Origin of the sequence: Halomonas tibetensis (assembly GCF_042643535.1) — a bacterium.
Classification (GTDB): Bacteria; Pseudomonadota; Gammaproteobacteria; order Pseudomonadales; family Halomonadaceae; genus Halomonas; species Halomonas tibetensis.
In genome coordinates, this window is the sequence record NZ_JBHRSQ010000004.1 from 142834 (window position 1) to 156253 (window position 13420).

General features: G+C 60.7%; 11 protein-coding genes. 6 read left to right on the forward strand and 5 right to left on the reverse strand.

Features of this window, described 5'->3' with window-relative positions; translation table 11 throughout:
• Positions 1-23 precede the first annotated feature (23 nt).
• The 4 genes from ACFODV_RS00860 (at position 24) to ACFODV_RS00875 (ending at position 5527) form a co-directional block, all read left to right on the forward strand.
• Entirely contained in the window at positions 24-674 is a 651-nt protein-coding gene (locus tag ACFODV_RS00860) for a TorD/DmsD family molecular chaperone (protein WP_379753217.1), read from the forward strand.
• A gap of 143 nt (positions 675-817) precedes the next feature.
• Positions 818-3304, forward strand: coding sequence for a trimethylamine-N-oxide reductase TorA (torA, locus tag ACFODV_RS00865; RefSeq protein WP_379753219.1), 2487 nt, complete (start codon positions 818-820; stop codon positions 3302-3304).
• Between the two features lie 83 nt (positions 3305-3387).
• A complete protein-coding gene (locus ACFODV_RS00870; protein ID WP_379753221.1) occupies positions 3388-4545 on the forward strand; it encodes a NapC/NirT family cytochrome c in 1158 nt (385 codons plus the stop codon).
• A 91-nt stretch (positions 4546-4636) separates the two neighbouring features.
• Positions 4637-5527 carry a haloalkane dehalogenase gene (locus ACFODV_RS00875; protein WP_379753224.1) on the forward strand — a complete coding sequence of 297 codons (891 nt, stop codon included), beginning with the start codon at positions 4637-4639 and terminating at the stop codon, positions 5525-5527.
• Here ACFODV_RS00875 and ACFODV_RS00880 read toward each other — a convergent pair.
• From ACFODV_RS00880 to glaH, 5 genes are all read right to left on the reverse strand, one after another.
• A complete protein-coding gene (locus ACFODV_RS00880) occupies positions 5522-7531 on the reverse strand; it encodes a TRAP transporter permease (RefSeq protein WP_379753227.1) in 2010 nt (669 codons plus the stop codon). The genes ACFODV_RS00875 and ACFODV_RS00880 overlap by 6 nt on opposite strands.
• Before the next feature lie 25 nt (positions 7532-7556).
• Positions 7557-7943 (reverse strand): DUF1850 domain-containing protein, encoded by a 387-nt coding sequence (locus ACFODV_RS00885; RefSeq protein WP_379753298.1) that lies wholly within the window; start codon positions 7941-7943, stop codon positions 7557-7559.
• A gap of 130 nt (positions 7944-8073) precedes the next feature.
• A complete protein-coding gene (locus ACFODV_RS00890) occupies positions 8074-9033 on the reverse strand; it encodes a TAXI family TRAP transporter solute-binding subunit (protein WP_379753230.1) in 960 nt (319 codons plus the stop codon).
• 194 nt (positions 9034-9227) lie between these two features.
• A complete protein-coding gene (lhgO, locus tag ACFODV_RS00895) occupies positions 9228-10424 on the reverse strand; it encodes an L-2-hydroxyglutarate oxidase (protein ID WP_379753233.1) in 1197 nt (398 codons plus the stop codon).
• Positions 10425-10509: 85 nt separating this feature from the next.
• Positions 10510-11490 carry a glutarate dioxygenase GlaH gene (glaH, locus tag ACFODV_RS00900; protein ID WP_379753236.1) on the reverse strand — a complete coding sequence of 327 codons (981 nt, stop codon included), beginning with the start codon at positions 11488-11490 and terminating at the stop codon, positions 10510-10512.
• Positions 11491-11764: 274 nt separating this feature from the next.
• Here glaH and dctP point away from each other — a divergent pair, with 274 nt between their 5' ends.
• Positions 11765-12784, forward strand: a complete 1020-nt coding sequence (gene dctP, locus ACFODV_RS00905; protein ID WP_379753239.1) for a TRAP transporter substrate-binding protein DctP — start codon at positions 11765-11767, stop codon at positions 12782-12784.
• Positions 12777-13322 (forward strand): TRAP transporter small permease subunit, encoded by a 546-nt coding sequence (locus ACFODV_RS00910; protein WP_379753242.1) that lies wholly within the window; start codon positions 12777-12779, stop codon positions 13320-13322. Before dctP ends, ACFODV_RS00910 begins: the two co-directional genes overlap by 8 nt.
• Positions 13323-13420 lie beyond the last annotated feature (98 nt).

Consider the following 13420-nt stretch of genomic DNA (forward strand, 5'->3'; position numbering starts at 1 on the left):
TTCATCCCATAGCCGGAGGTTTCATGCCCCAGTCCTTGCCCGCGTCGGATCGCGCTCATCTTCTTGCCTGGTTGTCATCGGTATTTCTGCGCGAACCCGATGCCAAGGTCGTCGGGTTGCTTGGTGCTGACGAAAGCGATCAAGCGGTGGCCGAACTGAACAACATGCCCGCCCTGGCTGACGAGACGCAGGCGATGCTGTCTGCACTGCGTGCCTTGAGGAGTCGCGAAGGTAGCGACGCCAATGCGGCGCTGGCGTTGGCCGGTCGCTTTGGAACGCTTTTTTTGGGTGCCGGCGGCCCAATGGCGGCTCATCCCTATGCGTCCATCTACGAAGAAGGCCGCACCCACGGTGCTGCCACAGAGCGGACGGCAAGCTTCCTCTCTGCTCATGGTTTAAGCGTCGGAGATGGCGTGCCGGAGCCCTCCGATCACCTGGGCATTCAACTCGCAGCCTTGGCCGCGCTTTCCGAACGCGAGGTGACGGAGGACGATGCCCTGTCGGCCGAATTGCACCGGGCTCAGATAGTGTTTGTCGAGGCGGAGATGCGGCCCTGGCTCGGCACTTTCCGCGACCGAGTGATCCGCGACGATCCGGATGGCTACTATGCCGCCGCTGCCCGCCTGACGGAAGCAGCGCTGAACGAATTCTACGCTCCGCCAGGCACCAATTAACATTTCGATAACAAGACGGCGTTAGAAATTTACATGGTGCTCGACGGCCATTAACAGGCGCGCTCTACACTCAAATTACAATCGCGGTCAGCGGTGCGAATGCCAGGCCGGATAGTCACACTCTCGGACAAATGGAGGCTACCATGGGATTTCAAACCAAGTCGACGCAAGGCAGTAGCCTGAGCCGTCGCAGGTTCCTGCAAGGCTCATCTGCCCTGGCCGCTCTGGCGGCTTTCGGCGGCGCATCGGTACTGGTACCGGCGCGCTTCGCTGCCGCGCAAGAAGCGTTTGGCAGTATCCTGTCGGGCTCCCACTGGGGCGTCTTCAAAGCAATTGTTGAAGACGGCAAGTTCGTTGCCGCCGAGCCGGTCGCCGCCGATAAGCACCCCCCAGAGATGTTGGAGGGCCTACCCGACAGCGTTTATTCGGCATCGCGCATCAAGTACCCGATGGTCCGCGCCGGCTACCTGAAAAACGGCCCACAGGCCAACGATGCCGCTCGAGGGTCCGAGGAATTTGTCCGCGTGTCTTGGGACGAGGCCATCAATTTGGTCGCCAAAGAACTTCAGCGCATCAAGGACGAACACGGTAACGAGGCAATCTTCGGGGGGTCCTACGGCTGGAAAAGCGTTGGCAAGCTGCACAATTGCCGAAACCTGCTGGGTCGCATGCTGAATCTGCACGGCGGCTATATCAACCACACCGGCGACTATTCGACCGGTGCCTCTCAGGTGATCATGCCGCATGTGGTCGGCCGCCTAGAGGTCTATGAACAGCAGACTGCCTGGCCGGTGGTGGTCGAAAACTCTGAACTGGTCGTGCTCTGGGGCGCCAATCCATCCATCACCAACAAGATCGACTGGATCCTGGCCGAACACGGCGGTATGGAGGGCCTTGAGGCCCTGAAAGAGAAAGGCACCCGCGTTATCGCCATCGACCCGATGCGCTCCGAAACCATCGATTATCTGGGCGCGGAATGGATCGCTCCGCGACCCCAAACCGACGTCGCCATTATGCTCGGTATCTGTCATACGCTGGCCAACGAAGGCCTGCACGACACCGACTTCCTGGACGAATACACCGTTGGCTATGAGGTGTTCGAGGACTACCTCATGGGCAATGCCGCGGACGGCATCGAAAAAACGCCGGAATGGGCTGAAACCATCTCCACCATCCCCGCCGATGTCATTCGCCAACTGGCCCGAGACTTCGCTGAAAACCGCACCATGCTGATGAGTGGCTGGTCCATGCAGCGCATGGACCATGGCGAACAGGCTCACTGGACCCTGGTCACCCTGGCCAGCATGCTTGGCCAGATCGGTCTGCCCGGCGGCGGCTTTGGTCTCTCCTATCATTACTCCAACGGCGGTACACCGACCGCCAATGCGCCAATCCTGCCGGGCATCACGGCAACCGGCAAGGCCGTCGAGGGCGCTGCATGGCTTGAGAAGAGTGGCCTGGCGTCAATCCCGTTGGCTCGCATCGCCGACATGCTACTCAATCCAGGCGAGACCATCGACTTCAATGGCGGCAAGGTCACCTACCCGGATATCAAACTGATCTATTGGGTTGGCGGTAATCCATTCGTCCACCACCAGGATACCAACCGTCTGGTCAAGGCGTGGCAGAAGCCGGAGACGGTCATCGTCCACGACATGGTATGGACGCCAACGGCAAAGTTCGCCGACATCGTCCTGCCGGCCAATACCTCATACGAGCGCAACGACATCGAGCAAGGAGGGAGCTACTCCCTGCGCCTGATGGCGGGGATGCACAAGATAGTCGATCCGCTATTCGAATCCCGGTCGGACTTCGACATCTTCAACGCGATCTCCAAGAAACTGGGCTACGGCGACGGCCTAGACGAGGGAAAGACGGAGATGCAGTGGATCCAGCAGTTCTACGATGCGGCCTACGACCAGGGGCGAGCGAGACGCATTGACATGCCGGCGTTCAATGAGTTCTGGGACAGCAACGAGCCCCTGGTGTTCGAGCCCGACGAAGCGGCAATGAACTACGTTCGCTACGCCGACTACCGAGAGCAACCCCTCTTGGAGCCTCTGGGCACGCCGTCGGGCAAGATCGAGATCTTCTCGAGGGCCATCGAAAATATGAACTACGACGACTGCCCACCCCATCCGACCTGGATGGAGCCGGTGGAATGGACCGGCGCCGAAGGGGCCAAGTACCCCCTGCACATTAATTCGGCTCATTCTAAGTATCGACTTCACTCGCAACTCTCGGCCGCGGCCAATCTGCGAGAAAGGTACACCATCAATGGCCGAGAGCCGGTGTGGATCAACCCCGAAGATGCCGACGCTCGCGGCATTGTCGACGGCGACATTGTCCGGGTTTTCAATGATCGGGGCGCGGTCCTTGTCGGTGCTATGGTCACTGATCGCATCCGAGAAGGCGTCATCTGCATCAGCGAGGGGGGATGGTACGACCCCGCCGAACGCGGCCAGCCCGGCAGCCTGGACAAGTACGGTAGCGCCAACGTATTAGCCGTCGATAAGGGCACATCTAGACTGGCCCAGGGCAATTGCGGCCATACCGCTATCGGCGATGTAGAAAAATACACCGGCGAAACGCTGCCGGTAACGGCCTTCGAGCCGCCGCCGACAGCCTGATGGCTGTTAAACAACGGCCGCACTCCAGCAGGAGCGCGGCCGTTTTTAGTTAGTCAACCGAAATGACATCCAAGGAGTCCGACATGCTCAAGAAAGTATGGGGCTGGCTGCGGCGACCGAGTCCCCTGGCATGGAGTGCGATTTTCATATTCGGGGTCGCTTTCGCCCTCGTTAGCTTGGGCGGTGTGCACACAGCACTCAAATCTACCAGTTCGAACAAGTTCTGCGTCTCCTGTCATGAGATGGGGACTCCTTATGAGGAGTACGCGCAGACCGTCCACTTCCAGAACACTAGCGGCGTCCGCGCCAGTTGCACGGACTGCCACGTACCCGCGGAGGGCTGGCCGTACCTTGAGGCCAAGATCAGGGCCAGCAAGGATCTCTATCACCATTTATTAGGGACCATCGACACCCCTGAAAAGTACGAGGAGCATCGTCTGAGCATGGCGAACACCGTCTGGGAGCGCATGCAGGAGAACGATTCTCTCACGTGCCGCAGCTGCCACACCTTTGATGCCATGACGCTGGCTACACAGAAAGAAGAAGCCCGGATGCGCCATATGGAAGCCCAACAGACCGGCGGAACCTGCATTGACTGCCACAAGGGCATTGCCCACAAGTTGCCCGATATGTCTCAGTCCTTCGCCCGCGCCTTCGATGCGCTGAGAGAAGATGCCGCAGAGGCCGATCTTGGTGAGCACGCCTATACCCTGGACACCTTGCCCTTTTTTCTGGAACAAGGCGGCGAACAGGCGGCCGGACAACTGCTGCCGGCAACGCAACTCGAAATCCTGCAGCGCGAGAGCGACTGGCTACACGCCAAGGTTTCGGGCTGGCGCCAGGAAGGGGCAGAGAGCATTATCTACGGCGCGCCGGGGCAACGTATCCTGACCGCCGTCATGGCCAAACCAACCGTGGAGAAAGCAACCGTTGGCGAGGCGCAGGTACTGCCCGACACGGGTCAGACCTGGATACCTGTCAGCCTGGATATCTGGCTGCCCAAGGAGAACCTAGCCCCGAACATCGAACCCGTTTGGAGCTACGCTCGGCAGATTTATAACGACGACTGTTCCAGCTGCCACGTCGCCCACATGCCCGATCACTTTCTGGCCAACCAGTGGATTGGACAGCTCAAGGCCAAGGAGCGCTTCACGCAGCTGACCAAGGAGCAGAACCGACTGGTCCTGAAGTTCCTGCAGTACCACGCCAAGGACGCACCCAGTGGCGTCGCTGCCCGCTGATGGGGCAACCCGCAACATCAATCCCGGAGACGACCCGCGTGGATAACATCGCCTACAAGTCCATCATCCATTCGGAAGGGAGCAAGCCGTCATGAGTGCGACCAAACCCAAAGACTTCCCCTATACATCTCACTATGCGAATGTGCTCGGATCAAGGATGCACTATGTCGAGCATGGTGATGGTGATCCGGTGCTCTTCCTGCACGGTCAGCCCACTTGGAGTTATTTGTGGCGAAAGGTATTGCCCGAACTTGAAGGGAAGGGACGCCTGATCGCTGTCGATCTTATCGGCTACGGTCTGTCAGACCGGCCCGATATCCACTACGAAATCAAAGACCACATCCGCTACCTTGATGCCTTTATCAAGCGCCTCGATCTCAAGCACCTGACCATTGTGGGGCACGACTGGGGATCTTTCCTCGGCTTTCACTACGCACGACGCCACCCTGAACATATCAAGGGGCTGGCTTTCATGGAGTCCATGTTATTTCCGATTCCAGGCTATGAGGCTTTCGATACCGAGACACGGCAGTTCTTCGAGACCCTTCGCGCGTCTCAGCAGAACGCCGAGCGCATGATGGTCGACGAGAATCTGTTTATCGAGAGCATACTGCCTGCAATGACGCTGCGTACGCTGGAAAAAAACGAACTGGATGCCTACCGTGCTCCATGGACTGACCCGGTAGCACGGCGGATACTCTGCAAGTTTCCACAGAACCTCTGCATCGGTGGCGAACCAGCCGAAATCTATGACATCCAGATGGCTTACATGGACTGGCTACAAAAGTCCGCTCTGCCGAAACTGCTTATCCATGCCGACCCCGGTCTTCTTGTCTCTCCTGACGTGGCCGCCGGGTATCGTGATCGACTGCCGAATACCGAGGTTGTCAATGTGGGGCCAGGCCTCCACTACCTTCAAGAAGACCGGCCCCGGGAGATTGGTGCCGCTATCGCTCAGTGGATGGAACGTCACGATTTATGAGCAAGGCGCGGCGTTCTCACGTCGGCTGGCCAGCCAGTTGCCGGCGATCACTGTCAGCATCACGGCGGCTCCGGCCGCCTCCACCATGAGGTTCGGGTAGAAAACCGCCACAATGGCCGGCAGCAGCAACACACGAAGCGGCCAGGCCAGGCGAACAAAGAGATAGCCCTCAAGGGCGGCGGCGAAGGCCGCCAGTGCCAGGAAGCCGGTCAACGCGGTCCACACCACCACCAGCGGCGGGCCGCCCATGATGAGCTCCGGGTTGTAGACCATGAACAGCGGTATCAGGTAGAGCCCCTTGGCAAACTTCCACGCCTGGAACCCTGTCTCCATGGGCTTGCTGCCGGCGATCGCCGCCCCGGCGAAGCCGGCCAGCGCAATCGGTGGCGTCACGTTGGAGTCCTGGGAGTACCAGAACACCACCAGGTGCGCGATCAACAGCGGAACGCCGAACTCGGCGGTCAGCGCCGGGCCCACCAGTACGATCAGCACGATATAGCTGGCGGTCACCGGCAGGCCCATGCCCAGCACCAGGCTGGCCAGCAGCACCATGATCAGCGCCAGCAGCAGATTACCCCCGGAGAAGGCCAGCATCATCGCTGAGAACTTGAGCCCCAATCCGGTCAGTCCCACCACCCCGACGATGATGCCGGCCACCGCGCAGGCCATGGAGACCGCCACGGCGTTACGCGCACCCAGCGCCAGGCCCTGGACCAGTTTATGCCAACCGGCCCACAGCGCCTCGCCGATGCCTGCAGGGGTGACGGGCTGGCCCTGGCGCGGGGCGACAAACAGGAACCACACCAGAAAGCGCAGCACCGCCACCGCCAACATGGTGATAACGGCGTAGTAGCCCACCCGCATCGGCGACATGTTCATTACCAGCAGCCAGACCAGCACCCCCAGCGGCAGGAGGAAGTGCCAGCCCTGGCGCATCACATCGCGCATCTGCGGCAGCTCGCTTTTGGCCATGCCCTGCATTCCCTGCTTCAGGGCAATGATATGCACGAAGAGGTAGACGGTGCCGAAGTACATCATGGCCGGCACGATGCTGACCTTGACCACCTCCAGATAGGGCATCCGGGTGTACTCGGCGATCAGGAAGGCCCCCGCCCCCATCAGTGGCGGCATGATCTGGCCACCGGTGGAGGCCGCCGCCTCGATACCGCCAGCCTGCTTGGGCTGGTAGCCCAGGCGCTTCATCAACGGGATGGTGAAGGCGCCGGTGGTCACCACGTTGGCAATAGCGCTGCCCGAGATCGAGCCCATGCCCGCTGAGGCGATGACCGCCGCCTTGGCGGGGCCGCCCCGTTGGCGACCGGTCGCCGCATAGGCCATGTCGATGAAGAACTTGCCGGCGCCGGTGATCTCCAGGAAAGCACCGAACAGCACAAAGACGAAGATATAGGTCGCGGCGACACCCAGCGGCAGGCCAAATATGCCCTCCTGTCCCAGGTAGAGCTGACCCACCAAACGGTCAATGTTGTAGCCGCGGTGTTCCAGAATGCCGGGCAGGAACTGGCCCAGCCAGGGCAGTTCGCCTCGAGGGCCGGAAAAGGCATAGAGGATGGCAATCAGGCCGATGATCGTCATGCCAAGCCCCACCGCCCGGCGTGCCGCCTCCAGCACGGTCACCACGGCAATACAGCCCACCACGATGTCTGTCTGGCTCCAGAACCCGGCACGTCCGAAGATGTCGTCCAGGTAGATCACCAGATAGCCCCCTGTCAGCAGAGCCCCGACGAGGAACAGGCAGTCGATGGCCCAGCCCAGAGCACCGCGACGGCGCTGAGGCCCGAACACCGGAAACATCAGGAAGGCCAGTAGCATGATCAGCATCAGGTGAATGCTGCGCTGATAGAACAGCCCTAATGGCTGAATGCCGGCAGAATAAAGCTGGAACAGCGAGAGTCCCACCGCCACCAGGGTGATCAGCCACAGTACCGGCCGGGCATGGTTCGCCTGGCTGCCGGGGACAATGGGTGAGTTGTCCGAATCGCTCATCGTGTTTATCTCGAAGGGTCGTGTTTCAGTCCGGTAGGGTCAGGCGAATTGTGACCCGCCGGTTGGCGGCCAGGCGGCTCAAACTGATGCGCTGACCCTCGACTACCAAACGGTGATCCACTCGCAGGCTCCCCACCCTCAGGAGATAGGCGTTGCCTGGAACCGGCTCGTCGATCGCCTCGATCCAGTAGCCGCCCTCGCCGTCGGAGACCTGGCGACCGCGGCCGGGGATATGATCCAGCCCCGCGGCGAAGTCGGGCAGGTGGCTGCGTTCGAGGACCATGCGGCCGTCGCGATGGCGGTAGCAGTCGAGCACCGCGAAGCCTTCCACCGAATGGTTCCACTCCAGGCACCAGCCCTCACCCTCGGGCATCGGCAACGCGGCGATCCGGCGGCCGTCATCGTCATGCACTTCGAGCCAGCCCTCCGCGGCCAGCACCGAAAGCGGCAACAGCAGGCATAGCAGCAAAGCCGCCGGCACGAAGGCGCGGCGGCTTGCAGTCAGGATCGCGGAACGCACTGAAGCGCCCGGCCCGGTCGATTTACTGGCGCTGGTGGTCCTGAACCTCGGCACCGATCTCCTCGTAGTAACGCAGGGCGCCAGCATGGAAGGGGATCGGGGTCGAATCGATGCTGAACTCCACGGTGGTGTCGTTGGCAGCCGGATGCACCGCGATCAGCTCGTCAGTGTTTTCGAAAAGGATTTTGGTGATCTGATAGGCCAGATCGTCGTCCATCTCGCTGCTCACCGCCAACACATTCGGAATGCCGATGGTCTGAACCGCGTCGTCCATGCCGTCGTAGAGGCCAGCGCGCAGGCGGTAAGGAGCGAAGACCGGCTCGGCCTCGCGAGCGTTGGCCACCTCCTCGTCGGAAAGGGGAATCAGGTGGATGTCGCGAGTGGTGGCCAGGTTGAGGATGGAGCTGGTGGGCGGCCCCACGCTCCAGAAGCCGGCCTCGATATCGCCGTCGCGAATGGCGTCGGCCGTCTCGTTGAAGTTCAGCCTGCGCGGATCGAAATCGTCGTAGCTGATGCCGTTGGCCTCCAGCAACGCGCGGGCATTGAGCTCGGTGCCACTGCCCGGGGCGCCGACGGAGACACGCTTACCTTTCAGGTCCTGAAGGGTCTCGACACCGGAATCGGCCAGGGAGACAAGCTGCACGGCGTTGGGATAGACCGATGCCAGAGCGCGGATATTGTCAAGCTGACGCCCTTCGAAGTCGCCGGTGCCGTTATGGGCCTGGTAGACAGTATCAGCCAGCGCCAGCGCCAGGTCGGAATCGCCGCGCCATACGAGGCCCATGTTCTCTACCGACGCCCCGGTGACCTCGGCCACGGCGCTCGCACCCTCGATGTGGTTGTTGATCATCTCGGCCAAGCCGCCGCCGAGAGGGTAATAAGTGCCGCCGGTACCGCCGGTGGCGATGGAGAGCTGCTGCGCCGCGGCCAGCGGGGCCGTGGCAATCAGCGAGGCGGCGACGGCGTACTTGATGGCTTGCATGGCAATCCTCCGGGCTGAAACCCGATTATCTTGTAGAGTTATCGGCGCGAGAAATCATCACGCCAGAACGAAAGCTAGCACGCCCTGTGCGTGAGAAGCCAACGGCCATATTTCTACGTTCCTGGTTTTATTCGGCAATTCCGCAAGTGAGCCCTGCAGCGCCGCGGGATCGCACCTCTGCTCGGTACATCACCTCACTCTTCCACCATCGTCTTAACCTGCTCGACGATATGGGCCCCAATGGGAATGGCAGACGTGGCCGCGGGCGACGGGGCGTTGCCCACATTGAGAGTGCGACGGGTATTCACGAACAGGAAATCGTCCACCAGCTTCCCATCGCGAGAGACCGCCTGGGCGCGCACCCCGGCCGGATAGGGCTCGAGATCCTCAAGGACCAGACCCGGGCAGTATTTGCGCACCAGCTCCAGGTAGCCACGCTTGTGCAGCGAGTTCTTCATTTCCACCAGGCCCGGCCGCAGGTTCTTGCCCAGCACCTTGAGGATACCGGGGTTGGTGAACATCCGCGCCATATCGGTGAGCGAGACATCGCGCTTGAGATAGCCCTCGCGCTTGAGCGCCAGCACCGCATTGGGACCGACGGTCACGCTGCCGTCGATCATGCGCGTCAGGTGCACGCCCAGAAACGGCATGGAGGGGTCGGGAATGGGGTAGATAAGGTGGTTGACGATGTCATTGTGTTTGGCCGGCAGCCGATAGTACTCGCCGCGGAAGGGGCAGATGGTAAAGCCCGGGTCACGCCCCAGCAGGCGGATGACCCGGTCGGCCATCAGTCCCGAGCAGGTCACCAGATAGTGCCCCGTGAACTCGCCAGTATCGGTGGTCACCACCACTTCATGACGGCGCTCCTCCAGGCCGGTGACCTTGCAGCCGTAGCGGATTTCCCCGCCCATCCGCTCGAACTCGGCGGCCATGGCCCGGGTGATCTCGGCGTAGTCGACGATGCCGCTGGAGGGCACAAATATACCACCCAACCCCGTGATATTGGGCTCTCGCTCGGCCAGCGCCTCGGCCGATAGCCACTCGCGCGTGAGGCCGTTGGCTTCGGTGCGCTCCCACAGCGCAGCCATGCGCTGCATCTCAAGCTCGCTGGTGGCCACCAGCAGCTTGCCACAGCTGTCGTAGGGAATCTTGTGGGTGTCGCAGAAGGCCTTGGTGGCCCGATTGCCCTCCAGGCAGAAGCGCGCCTTGAGGCTGCCGGGCGTGTAGTAGACCCCAGCGTGGATCACCCCGCTGTTGTGTCCGGTCTGGTGCTGTGCAGGCCCCGCCTCCTTTTCCAGCAGCAGCATGCGCCGTTCCGGATAGGTCTGCTTGAGCTGCATGGCGGTGGACATCCCCAGGATGCCGCCGCCCACGATAATGAAATCGTACATGCCTTCCTCGCTCCTGCAATAAGACGGCCACGCCGTGGTCACGGCGTGGCCTGGTCAGGGTAACTCGCTGCTTGCGACGTTACCCTTAGACCTGACGCGGTTTGCGCAGGGTCTTGGCGTGGGTGAAGTAGCCGCGCTGGCGCATCAATTCGCGGCGCAGCTCCGGATGCGGCGTGAAACGATCACGGCCGTGCAGCCAGAAGTGATTGTTGATCAGCAGGAAACTGCCAACCGGATTCGGCACTGAAAGAATCGCCGGACTGTTCTCCAGTGACTCGGAAAGATCCGTGAGCCAGTTGCCCTCCTCGAAGTTCTTGGGCTGCACGAACTGATCAATGTAGGCCATGATCGGCAGACCGCTGGCATCTACGTCGAAGACCGCATGGTAGATATCCTTGCCCACGTTCTTGCTGGGCGGCGCGGTCCAGCGCATCTCACGGCGCGCCAGCGGGTGGTGATAGAAGCGCTCCAGACCTTCCCAGTCGTCCAGGTGCAGCAGCAGGGAGTTACCGCCCTCCATGTGCTGTTCGTCGATCTTCATCATCAGCACATAGTCGGTGTCCTGCTCGACGAAGGTGCCATCGTTGTGCAGTTCCATAACCCGGTGCGGCTGGCGCAGGTAGCTGTCCGAGCTATCAACGTTCTTGACCACGAAGCGAGCGAAGTACTGGCCGCTCATGGCGTCGTAGTTGGAACGCCCCATCAGATGCGCTACTGCAGTTGCCACCTTGACCATGTCGTCGGCCTGCTCGACAGAATCCAGTCCCTCGGGCACCACCTGAAAGCCACCGGTGGCGCGATCCACCAGGGTATTGACCAGCACCGGCTGCAGGGTGTTATCGCACAGGTCGTCGAGGATCTTCGCCACCCGGAAGCGCAGCATGGACTTGTACTCAAGCGCCTGAACAGGCCACTCGGCGACGGCCTTGAGGAAGGCAGCGACCACATCGCGAGTAATGGTCAGTTGAAGCAGGCGCGGCGACGCCGCGGAGGGCGCCAGGGTAAAGCCTCGAATGTCGGCGGGAAGGGGCATGGCGAGGGCGGGAAGCTGGGCGAGAACGGTCATGTCGGGGGCTCCAGGGGATGAGCGGTGAGAGTTCCCCTTAAAAATATCTACATTTTTAAATTATGTCAACGTAGCTAAAAAATAGTGACTTTCTGCGATACAAAAGTTACTTAGCAATCAAAGCAACAAGTGTCGACATAATACTATTTATGTCGAAATTTTTATGGAACAGGCCTTTTCCATATGCTTTACTCGAGGAGCAGATATGGTCTGTGGCACAGATCTACAGGCAACAATATACAACTCCCAACTGCAGCAGAAAGAGGCACCTTCCATGAAGCTTTCAACCTTACTCAAAAGTACCCTGGCCACTTCGGTAGCCGTATCGGTCGTTGCCAGCCAGCTGGCCTATGCCGACACCGTGCGCCTGCGCATGCATACCTTCTATGGCACAGAAGTTGATCAGATCGCCGCCGACCTGCGTGATCGGGTCAGCGAGGCCAGCAACGGCTCGATCCGCATCCAGTCCTTCCGCGGCGGCGAACTGGTCGACAGCGATCAGTTCGTGGATGCCGTGGCGCGCGGCACCATCGATATCGCTCACGGTGTAGGCAGCTACTGGCCGGGGCGCGTCAGCATCGGCACCATCGAAGGTGGCCTGCCCGGTGCCTGGGTAAACGTTGAGGAAGCCCGCGACATCTTCGACCGACAGGGTCTCGATGAGCTGGTAGCAGAAGCCTATGCAGAGCAGGGCGTCAAGCTGATCGGCCGCGGCTTCGGTAGCGACTATGGCCTGCTGACCCGTGAGCCCGTTACCAGCCTGGAAGACCTGGCCAGCATGCGCCTACGCGCGACCAGCTCCATTGCCACTGTTCTGGAAAAGTTTGATATTCCGACGGTTTTCCTGCCGGGCGAGGAGCTCTATATCGCCATCTCGACAGGCGTCATCGACGGTGCCATCTATGGCGGACCGGTGGAATATGAGCAGCTCAAACTTCAGGAAGTCGCGAAGTATTACACCGATATCAATCTGCTCAACCCGGGCTGGACCGAGAACGCCCTGATCAATCCGCAAACCTGGGAAGGCCTCACCGAAGAGCAGCAGGAAATCCTGACAGACGGGATTGACCAGTACCTGGAGGATGTTCACAACTGGTTGGAAGAGGGTAACCAGCGCATCATCGACGAGGGTGAGCTGTTCGAATTCGCCGTGCTGCCGGAAGAAGATTCCATGCGTATGGCCGAGGCCGCGCTGCCTATCTGGCAAGCGGAAGCCGAGAAATCCGAGCGCAATGCCCGTGCTGTGGAGATCCTGATCAACAACGCCATCGAGCAAGGACGGCTGAGTGAGTAAAGTCACCCGCTATTTAAGGGTGCAGGATGGTCTTTCCGACTGGGTCGGGAGGGCCACCTCCTGGCTGACGCTAGGCATCATCGGTGTACTGATTTTTGAAGTCGTGGCTCGCTACATGCTCAACTCCCCCACCATTTGGGGGCATGAGCTCTCGACCATGTTCTTCGGTGCACTCAGCATCCTGGCGGGAAGCTACACCCTTCGTCATCAGGGCCACGTGCGCAGCGACGTCATTTATCGCCTGTTGCCGGGTCGTGCCCAGGCTTTCTGCGACGTGGTGATCTTCACCCTTTCCCTGGTGGTCCTCGCGATCGTCCTTCAGATGGCCGTGGACTTTGCCTACCACGCATGGAGCATCGGAGAATTCTCCAATCGCAGCGTATGGCGCCCACCGCTGTGGCCGATCAAGGCGACCATACCGCTGGCTGTGGCCCTGCTGATGCTGCAATGCCTGGCGGAGCTGTTACGCGCAGGCCTGCGCCTGGCCGGCGTTACGTTCCAGGACCCCCGCAGCGACGAGGATGAACCAGACCAATGAGTCTCTCTCCGCGAACCACCTCATTCATGGCACGCCGCACAAGCGTGCCAATAGAAGGGCTGCAATATGGCTAACCTAGAGCCCCTCACAGTAACCGC